We start from the raw sequence: 16,268 nt of genomic DNA, 5'->3' as shown, positions 1-16,268 counted from the left end.
AGGCGATCGCCCGCAGCAGCTAAGTCTAAGCTAGAAATTGTTCGAGCGACCTAATTGAGGAAAAAAAGATGAGTAGCGGTCACGCCAGCCATAAAGGCTCTTCCACAAAACCCAATACCAACACTAACGGTCAAATTACATCCCCTGACGACCAACCCGCTGACCCGCTAAATCAAGAAACATCCGGTTATCCGTTCCATAACGAAGCAATGGAAAATCCTGTTGCCACGGCGCGGCCCGACGAAGAGGCTGAGTCTGGCGAAGAACAGCAATAGTTATATCGATTAAATTGGCATCGATATGCTATCTGCGACGCTGTTGATTAGATGTTTGATAAAAATCAGGTTTGTGCTAATTACATCTTGCACTTCCAGAGTCCGCCAGCGATTTCAATCTCTGCCGGACTATTTTGGCAGGTTCAGTAGTACCTTCATATCAAATCCGTTGACATCGGAATTATTATCTCTCTCTTCTCTTTCTCTGTGTCCTCTGTGCCCTCTGTGGTTTAATCATTCCGATACAACCGGAATTGATATAACAGCTTCAGAACAAAGGACTAAAATCCTTACGACAAAACTATTTAACCTAAAATTCAAGTTAGGAATTATTGATAAATGAGCGGGATTAACCAAGTATTGGAAAAAGACAAATTGCCGGAATTGGGGTTAGTCTGCATTACAACATCCGATGCAGTTCGCTTTCGCACTGTCACGCGGAAGCGACTGTTGCAACTTACAGAAACGGAACAAGAAAAAGTATTGCGCGATCTTTATACAGACAACTTAAAACGGCTTGACAAAGCGATCGACTTCTGTTCGGCTAATCAGATTAATCTCTACCGCATGACTTCTGCACTGTTCCCTTTTGCAGATACAGATTTGGGGGAAGCAGTGCTACACTCCATGACTGAGGAATTGCGGACTACGGGCGATCGCGCTTTGTCTTTGGGCATCCGCTTGGTACTCCACCCCGATCAATTTGTCGTCCTCAGTTCCGACAAGCTTTCTGTTGTAGAAAACAGCATTAAAATTCTCGCGGCTCATGCTTTAATTTTAGATATGTTGGGACAGCCCCGATCGCCCCAGGCACTGATGAACATTCACGGCGGCAAGGGCGATCGCAGTTTGCAACTCAAGTCAGTCATCCGCGATTTACCAGAATCGATTCGATCGCGCTTAACCTTTGAAAATGACGAATACGCTTACAGTTCCTCGGAAATTTTAGAAGTTTGTCTCGATACCGGCGTACCAATGGTTTTTGACGCCCACCACCACGTCATTCACGAACATTTAGAAACTTACGACCATCCCAGCGTTGCCGAAATGCTAGCAGCAGCCCGCACAACTTGGTCTGTTCCTGAATGGCAATTAGTACACATATCGAATGGAAAAGATTTTTTTGCCGATCCGCGCCACAGCGATTTAATTACAGAAATGCCTAATTGCTATTATCAGGCTCCTTGGATTGAAGTAGAAGCTAAATTTAAAGAATTAGCGATTGAAAAGTTGCGCGCCGAATGGTTGTCTGCGAATGTTCCACAATTTAGCAATGTCTCGTAGGGGCGGGTTTTACCAACAATAATTGCCTAAAACCAATCATCTCGAAAACCCACTCCCACCCAACGGTAAATCGAAAATGTCTCGTAGAAATCGGTTTAGTCCGACAATCCGACAGGGGTTAAAAACCCCTGTCTCATAGCTAAAGTCCTCTAAAAGAGGACTAAAATAGATAGATATTGATCTCGTATTTCCAGTCGGTTTTAACCGACTTTAGCTATGAGGCAGGGGTTTAAACCCCTGCCGGACTGCCGGACTGCCGGACTGCCGGACTGCCGGACTGCCGGACTGCCGGACTGCCGGACTGCCGGACTGCCGGAATCGGTAAAAACCGCGTTAATACCAACTATAAATTATGTGCGGACGATACACTTTAACTACTTCAGGTGAAATCATCGCCGAGTTCTTCAAACTGTCGGCAGTTCCCGACATCAAACCGCGATACAATATCGCCCCAACTCAATCAGTTGCCACAGTCACAGTTGATGCAAAAAAAATGCAGCGACAGTTTCAATTTATGCGCTGGGGTCTGATTCCAAGTTGGGCAAAAGACATGAAAATAGGCAGTCGGATGATTAACGCGCGATCGGAAACTGTAGCAGAAAAACCTGCTTTTCGCAGCGCCATCAAGCACAGGCGGTGTTTGATAGTCGCTGACGGTTTCTACGAATGGCAGCAGCAGGGAAAGAACAAACAGCCTTACTATTTTCAAAAGGCAGACGGCGAACCTTTTGCTTTTGCCGGTTTGTGGGAAAATTGGGAATCTCCAGAAGGAGAAAACATTGTATCTTGCAGTATAATTACTACCGCTGCTAACGAAACAGTGCAGCCGATGCACGATCGAATGCCGGTGATTCTGCCCGACAGCGATTGGCAACAGTGGCTAGATCCTGCTGTTAAAAATGCTCAGGAAGTTTTGCCGCTGTTAAAGCCCTATGCTTCGGAAGCCATGAAAGCAAAGGCCGTAAGTGCGATCGTCAACAGTCCAAGTAGAGACAGTCCCGAATGTATTAGCGATCGGCAATAAATCATTGCAGCGGACGAAACCGAGATAGTTTGAGTTATGATGTAAAATGATGTTTGAGCTGTAGCTTTGGTTTTCTAAGCCGCAGTTTAACTCAGTTATTATTTGCTCAAACATTTTTTAAATCTTAACATCAGTTAGAAGACAAAAAATATGATCGGATACGTTACACTCGGTACCAACGATATTGAACGTGCAGCAAAGTTTTATGATGCTTTGCTTGCTGAAATTGGCGCTCGACGATTCATGGAATTCGACGGATTTATCGCATGGGTCGTTTCTCCCGATAGGCCAGCACTTGCTATTACAAAACCATTTGACGGTAACACAGCAACTGTTGGCAATGGAGTAATGATCGCTCTTCAAGTTGACAGTCCAGAAAAAGTCAACTTAGTTTATAACAAAGCGATCGAACTTGGGGCTAAGGATGAAGGAGCAGCAGGACCAAGAGGCGTGTTGCCGGGGTTTTATGCGGGATATTTTCGGGATATTGATGGCAATAAGCTGAACGTCTTTTGTATGGAGCCAAACAGTTAAGAAAAAAAAACGCTGTGGTAAGGTGCATCGCCACTCGTCAATCTACAAATTTCCTCGAAGATATGACAGGGAGGCACCCTACAAAATCAAATAATTCTCAATCTATTTAAGCGCAACATGAGAACCTTAGAGCCAGAGGTAAAGCTGATTGATTTCAGTCAAGAGAAAGCAACAGATTTTATGCTGCCTCAGCCCGCTGTCCTGGCAAGTTCAGGATGGGATAATATCTATTTTGAACACCATCAACAGCCGCAGTTTGACACGCCCGAACATCAAGGTACGTGGCACGTTATTGCTTATTGTCCTGCTTTTGATGTGTCGGGAGATCCATCGGGAGAACGATGGTTGGATGGTAAGCTCAAAACAGAAGCGCGGAATCAGGGAGACATTGCGGTGATTCCGGCGGGTATTTCCCAGCGCTGCAATTGGAATACTTTAGCTCAGTTTACCATTTTGGCGATCGCCCCTGCACTCCTGGAACAAGTCGCTCAAGATTTGGTAAATCCCGATCGCATTGAACTGATCCCTCATTACATGACAGAGCAAGATATCCTGATTCAAGGGATATTCGCCGCCTTGAGACAAGAATTAGAATTTGGCAAAATCGGCGGTTATTTGCTGGTTGACAGTCTCAAAACCGCATTAGCCATTCACCTGTTGCGGAATTATTGTACCGCGCCACCTCGGCTTTCTAGCTATACGGATGGATTATCTAAACCCAAGCTGCAACAGATAACCGAGTATATCAACGAACATCTTCATGAAGACGTAAAGCTCATTGAACTTGCTGCGATCGCCCAAATCAGTCCTTATCACTTTTTACGTCTGTTCAAGCAAAGCACGGGCTTAACACCCCACCAGTATATCTTGCAGCGCCGCATCCAGAAAGCCAAGTACCTATTGCAAGAGAGCGAACTTAGTATCGCAGATATTGCTTTCCGGGTAGGATTTTGCGACCAAAGTCACTTGACTCGATGTTTCAAGCGCCTGCTGGGGATGACACCGAAACAATTCCTGCCCGGGCGATCGCAATAATCTACCAAACATCCCGCAACTTTTTTCTATATTTCTTGAGGGCGAGCTTCCTAAACTATTAGTAAGTTTTAGGAGGTTTGTTTGTGAATTCGATTAACATGACCTTTCCCTTATGGGGTTTAGCAATTTTCATTTTCTGGACAATAGCTGTCGTCATCCTTTTGCTCGCAGTTAGAATCCGGCATCTATCTGCGGGTGGATCGGTCAAAGATTTTGGGACACCAAACGATGAAAGTTTGCTGTGGCGACTCTTTCGGGTTCAGTCAAATTTAGTAGAAAACCTGCCTTTATATCTGGGAGTTGTTTTCCTGCTTACCTGGAGGGGCGTATCTGGAACAGCGGTAGATTTGCTGATTGTTGCGTACATCGTGTTTCGGCTTGTACACTCAGTTATTCACATCGCTGGGATTAATCCAATATTTCGTCTTTTGTGCTTAGTGATTCAGTTAAGTTGCTTAGTCACCTTAACTGTGATGACTTTCTTCTAAAGGCAGAAGGTAGAAGGCAGAATTTTTAATTCTTCCAACTGCCAACTGCTTTCCTGTCAACTGACAAATGACCGATCGCTAATCACTAATCACTAAATTAACTCTCGTACATCCGCGCTTCAGCAGCCTCGGGATTTTCCTCGCAATACTCGTCAAAAGCCGTTTTTTCAAGCTTGATCGATCGCTGGTGAGAAGCCTCAGCCTGCATTTCCTCTACAATATCCCACGCTACCGCGCATTCTGTAGAAGTAGCGCCTTTCTCGGCACAGATCTTTCTGGCATCCGCGATCGCCCGTTCGATTTCTTCCTCAAATAAAATACTTTTCGGCTTTTCGACAAAATCGCTTTTTGTCAAGATATCGGTTACTGAAATAATGCCCAGCAGTTTGTCTTGAATCACCGGAGCTCTGCGGATTCGGGTATTGGCGAACAACCTCGCCACGTATTCCACGCCCAAGTCGGGATTCACCGTGATGCACGGTTTGGTCATGATCTCGAAGACGCGGACTTTCTGCGGGTCTACTCCGTAGGCTGTTACTTTGTAAACAATATCCGTTTCCGTGACAATTCCGTAGGCGTCTTGTTCGTGGCGGCGTTCCACAATTAACGCGCGCAAACACAGTTCGTTCATCATCGCCACCGCTTCAGCTACAGTTGCCGAACCGCGAATGGTAACAACTTCTGTGGTCATAATATCTTGGGCTTTCATCATCATTTTTTATTGCTTCCTGCTTATAAAGTCTACTGCGTCCCGATCTAGAGCTGTCCTTTTGATGTGCCATCATCATGAGGACTTACCCTCAGAAACCCGGTTTCTACCAAAATATTGGGTTTAGTAACGATAAGTCCGGTCTAGCAACCAGGTTTCTGAGAAATCGCGCGATCGCAAACTAATCATAAAACCTTTAACGGCATTCGGTATCACAAGTTGCCTGAAACCGCCGATCGATCCTCCGGAACCTCGGGGAATGCCGGATTTCCCGCTCATACCGGGCTGGGGTGCGATCGTCCCAGCAAGAGTTGAAGTATTGGGGCGATCTAATCTTGAGCTGGTTTTGCCCAGATTTTCCAGCCCCAGTCTCAAAGAAGTAAAAGTTAACACAAACTAAGCAACTGCTTGCGCTCGCACAGATCCCCGCCTCTGATAAACTTGATGGCTGGGAGTGCAAAAGAGCACAAGGCACGCATCAGCAGTTGGGAGGATCTAGTTCGTGGACAATGTAATCGGTTTAGAGATTATCGAAGTAGTTGAGCAGGCAGCCATCGCCTCCGCTCGCTTGATGGGCAAAGGCGAGAAAGACGAAGCCGATAGAGTGGCTGTAGAAGCCATGCGGGAGCGCATGAACAAAATTCATATGCGCGGTCGCATCGTGATCGGCGAAGGCGAACGCGATGACGCACCCATGCTTTACATCGGCGAACAAGTAGGTATTTGTACCCGCGAGGATGCCCATACTTTCTGTAACCCAGATGAATTGGTAGAAATTGACATCGCCGTTGACCCCTGCGAAGGTACTAACCTCGTGGCTTACGGTCAAAACGGTTCGATGGCAGTTTTGGCAATCTCTGAAAAAGGTGGTTTGTTTGCGGCACCGGATTTCTACATGAACAAATTGGCTGCTCCTGCGGCTGCTAAGAATCATGTAGATATTCGCAAAACGCCCACTCAAAACCTCAAAATTATCTCTGATTGCCTCGGCCGCAGTATTGAAGATTTGGTGGTGGTGGTCATGGATCGCCCCCGGCACAAAGATTTAATTAATGAAATTCGGGGAGCGGGTGCAAGAGTTCGGCTGATCAGCGACGGCGACGTTTCGGCAGCGATTTCTTGCGCGTTTTCTGGTTCCAACATCCACGCACTTATGGGTATTGGCGCAGCACCGGAAGGTGTGATTTCCGCAGCAGCAATGCGCTGCTTGGGCGGTCACTTCCAAGGGCAGTTAATTTACGATCCGGCTGTTGTAAAAACTGGTTTGATCGGTGAAAGCAAAGAGAGCAATATAGCTCGACTTAAAGAGATGGGCATCACAGACCCTGACAAGATTTACAATGCTGAAGAGTTGGCATCTGGAGAAACAGTTTTGTTTGCAGCTTGCGGGATTACTCCCGGAACGCTGATGGATGGAGTTCGCTTCTTTGGCGGCGGCGCTCGCACTGAAAGTTTGGTAATTTCTTCTCAGTCGAAAACTGCTCGGTTTGTGGATACAATCCATATGTTTGACGAACCGAAAGCTTTGCAATTGAATTAGTGATTAGTTGGCGGTTAACAGTTAAATGTTAACAATTAACAGTTAACTGTTAACAGTCACCTGTGATTAGCAATTAGCGATAAACTAAGAAATAATAACAGGTGACTGTTAACAACTAAGAAAGAAATAGTGACAAATCACAGATATGAATATTGCAGTCGTAGGTCTCAGCCACAAAACAGCGCCGGTTGAAGTTCGCGAAAAACTGAGCATTCCAGAACAGAAAGTTGAAGCAGCGATCGCCCAATTGCGCGGCTACCCGCACATTCAAGAGGTTGCCATCCTCAGCACTTGCAACCGCTTAGAAATTTATATTGTTACCAGCGAGTCTGAGCCTGGTGTGCGAGAGGTTATTCAGTTCCTTTCCGAATGCAGTAAAGTTTATGTGCAGTCTTTGCGCCCTCACCTGTTTATTTTGCTGCACGAAGATGCGGTGATGCACTTGATGCGAGTGGCTTCTGGCCTAGACAGTTTGGTGCTCGGAGAAGGACAAATTTTGGCTCAGGTGAAACAAACTCACAAACTCGCCCAACAGTACAAAGGTGTAGGCAGAATTTTAGAGCGCTTGTTCAAACAAGCTCTCACAGCAGGGAAGCGAGTTCGCACGGAAACTAGCATCGGTACCGGTGCGGTTTCGATTTCTTCGGCGGCGGCAGAATTGGCTCAAATGAAAGGTCAGCATTTAGCAAGCAGCAGGATTGCTATTATCGGTGCTGGCAAAATGTCGCGGCTTTTGGTGCAGCATTTGCTCTCAAAAGGAGCTAGCCATATTTCGATCGTAAATCGATCGACCAGAGGTGCTGAAGAATTGGCGAGCCTTTTTAAAGATGCTCAATTGCACCTATATCCGCTCTCGGAAATGATGCAGGTAATTGCCGATTCAGACTTGGTTTTTACCAGTACGGCCGCTACCGATCCGCTTTTAAATAAAGCTAAATTGGAAACAGTTTTAGACCCGAATCGCCCTTTGATGTTGGTGGATATTTCGGTGCCGCGCAACGTCGATGCTGATGCGAACGAACTCGCTAATGTGAAGTCGTTTAATGTGGACGACTTGAAAGCAGTGGTAGCTCAAAATCACGAAAGCCGCCGCAAAATGGCAATGGAAGCTCAGGGACTCCTGGAACAGGAAGTAGAGGCTTTTGATGTCTGGTGGCGCAGTCTGGAAACTGTTCCTACTATTAGCTGTTTGCGGGATAAGATAGAATTGATTCGCGAACAAGAGTTAGAAAAAGCTTTATCGCGTCTGGGCTCTGAATTTTCGGAGAAACATCAAGATGTGATTGAATCTTTAACAAGGGGGATTGTGAATAAAATTTTGCACGATCCGATGGTACAGTTGCGGGCTCAGCAGGATATTGAGGCGCGGCGGCAAGCGATGCAAACTTTGCAGACGCTGTTTAATTTGGATGTGGATGTCAATCAACAGTACAGCTAACAGGAGTTTTTTCGATTCAAATTTCGATTCAGATTCCCTTGACTGTACATTATATTTGTAGGGACTCAGGCATTTGTCTATTGCTGTCAACTTAGCCTTAAACTCTGAGTGCGGTAGGGTTTTAAGCCGTGCCTCAAAGCTCAATTACTCTTGCAGAGGACTGAAGAACTGATTAGTAATTAGTCTTCATAGCGAGGACTCGATTTATGAGCCAAGGACTTAAGCCTAATAGCGGTATTTCGGGTTAAGTTGACACCTATGGGCAATGTCATGTCCCTACTTTTAGATCGTTTTTATGACTTTAAGAAGGCAAATTTATCAATTAATTGTATGGATTGTAGGGCTGTGGCTGGTTTTTGAGTTTGCGTGTCGCATTGCGGCAGAAATTTTCTGGTTTCAAGAAGTTGGATATCTTCAGGTTTTTCTGTTAAAGCTGAAAACTCAAGGGTTGCTGGGGACGATCGCAATTGCTGTTTCTTCTGCCTTTTTCTTCGGAAATTTGGCTTTAGCCCGCCGCCTGCAACATCCCGCCGAGGAAATCAAATCGCCAATTTCAGCGGCACTATTCGCTTCACTGAGGGCGAAAAAAACGGGGAAGAATTACGAATTACCTGTTGCTAAATCTCAAATTACCTTTTTTTGGCTGCTGTTGGCGGTATTCGGATTGAGTTCGATCGCAACTTTGACCGCAATTCACTGCGGGCTGTTAGCTGCAAGCAGCCTCACCTATTTCGGTATAGCTGACAATTTGCCTGCACCGCCCCTGCAGTTGGGAATTGAGTCAATCCAGCAAATAGTGGTACAGCTATTTTCTCGCTGGTGGGAGTTGGGCTTGCTGCTGGGAACAATGTTAGCTGTGGTAATTAAGCCTGATTTTTGTCTGCGGGCGATCGCCCTTTTTCTCAGTTTGGCGATCGGGCTGATTGCCGTCAGTCGCTGGACAAATGTTTTGCAATATTTTTACCCTACTAATTTTAACACAACCGACCCTCTTTTTAATCAAAATATTAGCTTTTATGTATTTATTTTGCCAATCTTAGATTTGCTAGGATTCGGGCTGACAGTTGTATTTTTGTACAGTTTAGTATCTTGTGCTTTAACATATTTGCTGTCAGGAAATAGCCTGAGTCAAGGGATATTTTTGGGGTTTTCTCGATCGCAGCAGCGGCACTTGTACGGGTTGGGTGCAGCTTTAATGCTAGCCGCCGCATTCCGCTACTGGTTGGGGCGCTACGCATTGCTGTATGCGCGGGGAGACGTTACTTACGGGGCCAATTATGCTGACGTGACGGTGCGGCTGCCCTGCTATGGATTTTTGAGTATTTTGGCAGGGGCGATCGCACTTTTGATGCTGTACCAGGTTTGCCAATTCAAAATTAAGAATGAACTCATAAAAAAAATTATTTTAGCGTGGCTAGCTTTAATTTTTTTGGGAAGTTTACTGCTACCCAAAATTGTGCAGCAACTCATAGTTAAACCTAACGAACTAGCACGAGAACAGCCGTACATCCAGCGCAGTATTGCCTATACTAAAGAAGCATTTGAACTCAATAAAATCGAAATAAAAACATTCGATCCCGCCGGACAACTTACTTATGCCGACTTAGAAAAAAATCAACTTACTATTAGCAACATCCGCCTGTGGGACAAGCGACCGCTGCTGCAAACAAACCGACAGTTACAACAAATCAGACCCTATTATACATTTCCTGATGCCGATATCGATCGCTACACAATCAAAAAGGAACAAGCACAAAAGGGAGATTCGGAAAGCCAACAAGTGTTTCTGGCAGCGCGGGAATTAGATTACACAGCAGTTGCCCCCGAAGCTCAAACTTGGGTGAACGAACACCTAGTTTACACTCACGGTTACGGCTTTACTCTTTCTCCCGTAAACAGAGTCGGTGTCGGCGGTTTACCCGATTATTTTGTCAAAGATATTGGAGTTGCAGCCCAGACAGGAGAGACTGCTTTGGAAGTCACTAGCGCTCAAATTCGGGCCAGTATTCCGATCGGCTACCCGCGAATTTACTACGGCGAAATCACCGATACAGACGCGATGACGCCCACAAAAGTCAAAGAATTCGACTATCCCAGCGGCGAAGACAATGTTTACAATACTTACAGCGGTAGGGGGGGAATTGCGATCGGTTCTATGTGGCGGCGCTGGCTGTTTGCTAATTATCTCAAAAATTGGCAAATGGCGCTGACCCGCAATTTTACGCCAGAAACTAGATTGCTGTACCGCCGAAATATTAATAAAAGAGTCCGGGCTATCGCTCCTTTTTTGCGCTACGATTCTGACCCGTATTTAGTAGTAGCAAACGCCAATCTTAGCAATGAAGATATAGAACAAGAAAGGGAGGGAAATGGCAACAAAATTAAACCTTCTCCCTCGGCTAATGACAAATCTCCCAACTATCTTTACTGGATTATCGATGCCTATACAGCGAGCGATCGCTATCCGTATTCTGACCCTGGAAATCATGAGTTTAACTACATTCGTAACTCCGTCAAAGTAGTTATTGATGCCTACAACGGGTCTGTTGACTTCTACGTTGCCTATCCATCCGATCCGATTATTAACAGTTGGATGGCTATCTTTCCCGGACTCTTCAAACCCCTTGACAAAATGCCTCCGGCTCTCCGCAAACATATCAGGTATCCAGTAGATTTGTTGAGCATTCAATCCGAACGCTTGCTAACTTATCATATGGAAGACCCGCAAGTATTTTACAATCGGGAGGATTTGTGGCGAGTTCCCAAGGAAATTTATGGCACCGAACAGCAGCCCGTAGAACCGTATTATTTGATTACAAAACTGCCAACGGAAACAACAGAAGAATTTATTTTGCTCCTCCCATTTACACCAATAAGTCGCAACAATTTAATTGCTTGGATTGCAGGGCGATCTGATGGTGGCAATTACGGAAAATTGCTGCTGTATCTATTTCCCAAACAGCGATTAGTTTACGGTCCGGAACAAATAGAAGCTTTAATTAACCAAGATCCGGTTATTTCCGAACAAATCTCTCTCTGGAATCGCCAGGGTTCCAAAGCACTTCAAGGAAACTTATTAGTAATTCCCATAGAACAATCTTTACTGTATGTGGAACCTCTTTACTTAGAAGCAGATCGCAATAGTTTGCCAACTTTAGTCAGAGTTATTGCTGTCTACGAAAACCGCATAGTCATGGCAGAAAATCTTGAATTGGCACTCAAGGCACTTTTTCAGCAACAATCTACTAATAAACCGGCCATTATTCGACCTGTAGAAGGAACAGCACCAGCTTTAAATAGTGAATGATATCAATTCCGGTTGCACTCCTCATGACTGTTGACTTTTGACTCTGGGTCGAAAAACTGAATTGTTGATTGTTAAGTGTTGACTCGATTTTATGATTCCAATGCAACCGGAAACGATATAAATTACTGCGATTTCTGTTCGCTAGCAGCCTTAATATCCTGCCACCAAACATCGACATAAGGCCACATCAATCTCTCGTCTCCTCCCGAATCTAGTTTCACAGTCACCTCATAACGCTCAATATGCGTGAGTTCGCCAGTTTTACCATTCAAATACAATTGTTTGGGATTGTCGGTGATAATTTCTACCCTTTGATTCAACAGCGGCAGCATCTGGGTTGAAGAACCATGAAAAGGATTTTTGCCTTTGAGTACATAGCCGCCAATCAAAGAGAAGTACATTGAAGCTAGGAAAAATACTGTACATAAACCCACAATTACCAGTGTTTTTTGTTGTGACAAACTGGTATAAACGCTCACATATCCTACGCTCATAGTTCCAACAAACAACAAATTTGGCAGGTACAGCCCATCTTCCAGAAACACGCTACCAAAAAACATGAGGGCTACCTGAAAACCAAATAATGCAGCCACCCAACTCCACCCAGTTAGCAACGATGCAGACAACAGCCAATTCATTGCTATAGTGAGGGCAATCGCCATTGCTATTGCCCCAAGTGGTGCTGCATAATCGTACTGTCTGAAGGGAAGAAGAACAAACAATACTAAAGCATAAGCAAAACCCGCAAAAGCCAGTGCTAATCCACTAATTATTTGGTTCCCGTTCAGCATGGCGATGGATTTTTAGAGAACTAAAGTGAAGCGTTCATCTTCTGTTGTGATAGTAGCCGTTGAAAATTCCCAGCCGACTAAGGCCAGAAATTCTAACCGTAGGGTGCGCCACGAGCAGCTTACCGCTATATTTAGGGGAGTGAACCGATGTATTAATCAAGCGTGCTATCCCAGTTTCCGAAGGTGCAAATCAGCCACATCAGAAGGTATAATAAGGTAGAATTTTCAGAAAACCAGATTATTTAGGGTCGATCGACTTAACAAATTGTTGCACGGGCTGCGGTAGAGCCGGCACAAAAGTCTTTCTAAAACCCCTAACATCGAACACTCGCCACAAAATACCCACCGCTACCGTCAAGAAAAATAACGCTCCCAAAAAATTGAACACAGTAGACAGAAAACCGCTGTCCCTTTTTTTCGGAGGTGTAATATGTTTCATGCGATATACAGCCGGCTCGTAATCTTTCGACTCCTCGCGACTGCGGGGCGGCGTTTTGGGGCGCGAGCTCGCACTGCGGCTCTGAGTCAAACCCGTTTTATTAGTTTTAGTAAAACTGCTGGGCGACTTTAGCTCAGAAGCGCCGCGGGTTCCCGTTAACTTGCTAGCAGAAGCCCCCGTTTGGCCAACAGCAGCATCCTGAATTCTGCTGTTAGGGCGCTGAGTCGATTTGCGTTCGGCGAGGGAACGCATCAAACTTTGCAATTGCTGAGTCGCCGCCGGCGGGCGTTCCCCTTTCCTCGCCCAATTTAACAGCATTGCCCCGGTAATCCCGCAGAGATTCGTAGCGCCTACAGAAGCCAGCCGCTTTAGCAGAGGCTGGCTGTTGGACACAAAAACCACCAATGCCTCCGGGTGTTCTTGAGCCAAACCGTAAACGCACTGAGCCGTCGCCACTACGAGCATTGCTGGCTTGCTTTGATTTTTAATCGAAGGTTCCAGAGCTCGGTGTGTTTCCTGAGCGTCAGTTGCTATCCAGCCGCTGTCGGCAAAAAAGCGCATAAACTCTCTAGCTACTTGCTCTTGAGCTTTTTCCACCGCTTGCCCTGTCAGACGATCTATTTCGTCGTACACTACTTCCGGGATATAGCAAGTTCCCACCTTGGCATATTCTTGCCACACTTGGGTTCTGCCAGCCATCAAAACATCTGCATCAAAAGTTACCAATACAGGAGGAAGTTGATTAGCCATGACTTTATCCTATATGCTTAGATAAGTTATTTTTACTTTATCGATCGAGTTTAAACAAATTTTGGGCAGTCCAAAAATCAACTTTTGGTAAGAGAGAAATAACCTGGGGCGCGGCTCTTAATTGGAAATTAGCAGTTAAGAACCCGATCGCCCAATTCCTAGATTTCACTAATTTACCGCAACCCAAGAGCCTATTACCAAAGCTGCACCGCTGCTGTTAGTTTCCGATGCCCAGACGGCCTGCTAAAGCCGGAGTCAAAGGCAACAGCGCAGCAATCATCAAGAACAAAGCTAGCAAACCCAAAGCCGCGCGAGCGTCGTCAGGCTCAGTCAGCTCGTTGAGGCTCGGCCGTTCCAGATTGCGCTGTAAAATCAGAATCACGATCGCCCAATACAGAGCCAAAGGATTAACTAAAGAAGCGATAGCCAGCACCACAAACGTCGCCAAAGTAGCGCGACTTGCTATTTTCCGACCGTAGATGGCTTGCACGATTCTACCGCCGTCCAACTGTCCCGCCGGCATCAAATTAATCGCCGTTATTACCAAGCCCAACCAACCGATAACAACCAGCGGGTGAACGTCAACAATCTGCTGCTGCAAAGTCGAACCCAAAACCACTTTTGCCAAAGTTCCCACCAAAACCGATCCCTTGAAAAATTCCGTGGGAATTTGAAACAAACTGCCGGGGTGAGACAGCAGCAAACCCGTTACCAGCATTAGCAGAGAAACTATTCCCCCAGCCGCTGACCCGGCAAAAGCGATGTCAAACAAAACTTTACGGTTGGGCAGCAGCGACTCAAAACGGTCGAGCGCTCCAAAACAACCTATCTGCAAAGTTGGTATAAAAAACGGCCAACTCAAGCGAACATTGTACCGATTTGCCAGCACTCGGCGAGCAATTTCGCCCGACCCTAAAACCGCCCAAATTCCGGCTGCAATTGGCAGAACTTCTAGATATCTAGTCGGCGAGTTAAAGAAATCGAAACCCAGCAGCAAACCGCCTGTTTCCAAGCTGGTAGCAATTGTTGCCAACAGCAGTACGACTGCTAGGATTTTTTGATATACGGTAGTTGGCTGCGGGTCGTTGGTGCTGGGCAAGATAATAACTACGGGCTTGTCGTCCTGATTTTCTACTAAGAATAGGCGGTAGCGATCGTTTAATCTTTCTTGCAAACTTGCCGTCAAACGCGAGTGTACTTGTTCTGGGTCTCCCCGGAGATTGCCTTTCAAGATTACCCCATCTTGATAGGGAATCGTTTCTGTGGCAAAGAAAGTATCTATGCCAAAGATGCCTTGAATTGCCTTGAGGTCTTCAACTGGAACGGGAATTATTTCTAATTCATTAGTTGCCGGTGGCGCTGTGACGATCTTAATGATTTGTTTGGCTGGTGTCGGCTGCGAGTCAGAGGCTGAGAAATCATCGCTTTCGGAATTTACCTCAGCAGCATCCGGGCGCGGCAGCACTGCATCGGATGCAGCCTTACGCAATTGCCTGCCCAGATAAATGTACAATCCCGTGGATGCCACGAGCAGCAACAATACCGCAACTAGATTGAGGTAAATCCCGGCGGCGAACAAACCAAAGAACAGCAGCCAGGGGCTCATCAGCGCAACTGACTGCAACCAAGCCAAAATTCCCAGTTTGCCAAAAGGTCTGGCCCGATAAAATCCCCAACCTAGAATTCCCAGAGCAACCAATACCAGGGCAATGGTTGCCGTATTTTCCGATGCAACTACAGGCATTCCGGTTGCTTGCGCCAATAGCGGCTTTAATAGGTCGATCGCGCCGCGGTCGAGTGATAGCATTAAATTTTGAGGAATATGAAATAAAGTTGCTGGGAACATATCCAAACCTGTCGGAAACTAGCCTGATTACTAAGGATAACCCCTGAGGGCTACTCGGGCCACAACCGCCGCGTCCTGCTGTTTTCAGATCGCCTGCGATCTGATATTGACACAATACACATTTTATGATATTACATGGGCTGTGGCAAACACATACTCATAAGATTTACGCACGGCCAGTCAGAAACCGGGTGTTTATTGCGAAAATACTGCCTCCCGACCTTGAAAACTGCTAAAAACCAGGTTTATTCGGTATTTATGCGTCCAGATCTAACTCAAAAAACTGGCAGTCTCGATCGGAGAAGCTGGAAAATTAGCCCCGGTTTGGCAGGCGGGGCTTTTTCGCGGACGTGAGTGTTTTTCGGATTTGAGCAGGCCAAACAAATCCGAAACAAATGCACAACAAATAAGGTTTGAGCCGCTGTCTCCCTTGCGGTAAAGAACGGCTCAAAGCTTTGATGCTATTAGGTTTAGTTAACGGGTACGGCAGGACTTGAACCTGCGGCTGGCTGGGTAGTCATAAATATGTAGTGATCCGGGATATTACCCGGCTCTACATTCATTATAGTGATGAATGAAATACCAAATGGCTCCGATCTGATTTTCTAATTTTTTTGAGAAAGAAAGAGTTCGCCTTACAAGTCTTGAAACTCGTTGGCGTAAAGTATTATTAAATCTTTCAAGATGACTGGTTTTACCACTTTCTTTGCCAACGGGTTTGTGACGTTTTAACTGGAGTTTAGACTAAAAAACGAGCGCATCTAAAAGTAGCTGCCTTTGAAGATCCGGCAAGCTGTTGCTCAAAAAC

The 16,268-nt window shown here is 45.8% G+C and carries 14 protein-coding genes and 1 pseudogene; 9 read left to right on the top strand and 6 right to left on the bottom strand.

The window, feature by feature from the left end; all coding sequences use genetic code 11:
- The first annotated feature begins 68 nt into the window (after window positions 1-68).
- From QUA80_RS02305 to QUA80_RS02280, 6 genes are all read left to right on the top strand, one after another.
- Complete coding sequence (locus QUA80_RS02305) at window positions 69-275, top strand: hypothetical protein (RefSeq protein WP_172190898.1); 207 nt, start codon at window positions 69-71, stop codon at window positions 273-275.
- Window positions 276-614: 339 nt separating this feature from the next.
- Window positions 615-1,559, top strand: a complete 945-nt coding sequence (gene uvsE, locus QUA80_RS02300; RefSeq protein ID WP_333421026.1) for a UV DNA damage repair endonuclease UvsE — start codon at window positions 615-617, stop codon at window positions 1,557-1,559.
- A 352-nt stretch (window positions 1,560-1,911) separates the two neighbouring features.
- On the top strand, window positions 1,912-2,583 hold the full coding sequence (locus tag QUA80_RS02295; RefSeq protein WP_333421024.1) for an SOS response-associated peptidase: 672 nt from the start codon (window positions 1,912-1,914) through the stop codon (window positions 2,581-2,583).
- 150 nt (window positions 2,584-2,733) lie between these two features.
- Window positions 2,734-3,117, top strand: a complete 384-nt coding sequence (locus QUA80_RS02290; RefSeq protein WP_333421021.1) for a VOC family protein — start codon at window positions 2,734-2,736, stop codon at window positions 3,115-3,117.
- A 117-nt stretch (window positions 3,118-3,234) separates the two neighbouring features.
- Window positions 3,235-4,152, top strand: coding sequence for an AraC family transcriptional regulator (locus tag QUA80_RS02285; RefSeq protein WP_333421019.1), 918 nt, complete (start codon window positions 3,235-3,237; stop codon window positions 4,150-4,152).
- 83 nt (window positions 4,153-4,235) lie between these two features.
- Complete coding sequence (locus tag QUA80_RS02280; RefSeq protein ID WP_333421017.1) at window positions 4,236-4,640, top strand: MAPEG family protein; 405 nt, start codon at window positions 4,236-4,238, stop codon at window positions 4,638-4,640.
- A 97-nt stretch (window positions 4,641-4,737) separates the two neighbouring features.
- Here QUA80_RS02280 and QUA80_RS02275 read toward each other — a convergent pair whose 3' ends face one another.
- Both QUA80_RS02275 and QUA80_RS02270 read right to left on the bottom strand, forming a co-directional pair.
- Window positions 4,738-5,355, bottom strand: a complete 618-nt coding sequence (locus QUA80_RS02275; protein ID WP_333421015.1) for a CP12 domain-containing protein — start codon at window positions 5,353-5,355, stop codon at window positions 4,738-4,740.
- 117 nt (window positions 5,356-5,472) lie between these two features.
- Window positions 5,473-5,742: a hypothetical protein gene (locus QUA80_RS02270; RefSeq protein WP_333421013.1), complete on the bottom strand. Its 270-nt coding sequence runs from the start codon at window positions 5,740-5,742 to the stop codon at window positions 5,473-5,475.
- 109 nt (window positions 5,743-5,851) lie between these two features.
- On the opposite strand from QUA80_RS02270, the gene glpX reads away from it, so the two are divergent.
- From glpX to QUA80_RS02255, 3 genes are all read left to right on the top strand, one after another.
- A complete protein-coding gene (glpX, locus tag QUA80_RS02265) occupies window positions 5,852-6,889 on the top strand; it encodes a class II fructose-bisphosphatase (protein ID WP_333421011.1) in 1,038 nt (345 codons plus the stop codon).
- A 145-nt stretch (window positions 6,890-7,034) separates the two neighbouring features.
- Window positions 7,035-8,327, top strand: coding sequence for a glutamyl-tRNA reductase (locus QUA80_RS02260; protein WP_333241170.1), 1,293 nt, complete (start codon window positions 7,035-7,037; stop codon window positions 8,325-8,327).
- Window positions 8,328-8,622: 295 nt separating this feature from the next.
- Window positions 8,623-11,634: a UPF0182 family protein gene (locus QUA80_RS02255; protein ID WP_333421009.1), complete on the top strand. Its 3,012-nt coding sequence runs from the start codon at window positions 8,623-8,625 to the stop codon at window positions 11,632-11,634.
- Window positions 11,635-11,756: 122 nt separating this feature from the next.
- On the opposite strand, the gene QUA80_RS02250 is transcribed toward QUA80_RS02255, so the two are convergent.
- The 4 genes and pseudogenes from QUA80_RS02250 to QUA80_RS02235 all read right to left on the bottom strand — a co-directional run.
- Window positions 11,757-12,425 (bottom strand): hypothetical protein, encoded by a 669-nt coding sequence (locus QUA80_RS02250; RefSeq protein WP_333421007.1) that lies wholly within the window; start codon window positions 12,423-12,425, stop codon window positions 11,757-11,759.
- 238 nt (window positions 12,426-12,663) lie between these two features.
- The gene (locus QUA80_RS02245) at window positions 12,664-13,614 is read right to left on the bottom strand and encodes a hypothetical protein (RefSeq protein ID WP_333421005.1); all 951 of its coding nucleotides are present in this window, start codon (window positions 13,612-13,614) and stop codon (window positions 12,664-12,666) included.
- 217 nt (window positions 13,615-13,831) lie between these two features.
- Entirely contained in the window at window positions 13,832-15,460 is a 1,629-nt protein-coding gene (locus tag QUA80_RS02240; RefSeq protein ID WP_333421003.1) for a site-2 protease family protein, read from the bottom strand.
- A 543-nt stretch (window positions 15,461-16,003) separates the two neighbouring features.
- Window positions 16,004-16,186 (bottom strand): annotated as a pseudogene (locus tag QUA80_RS02235) (IS1 family transposase); the annotation flags it as partial.
- Window positions 16,187-16,268 lie beyond the last annotated feature (82 nt).

The sequence above is a fragment of the Microcoleus sp. F4-D5 genome (genome assembly GCF_036704885.1).
Classification (GTDB): Bacteria; Cyanobacteriota; Cyanobacteriia; order Cyanobacteriales; family Microcoleaceae; genus Microcoleus.
The sequence above is the reverse complement of the archived record's forward strand: the minus strand, read 5'-3'. Positions and strand labels throughout refer to the sequence as shown.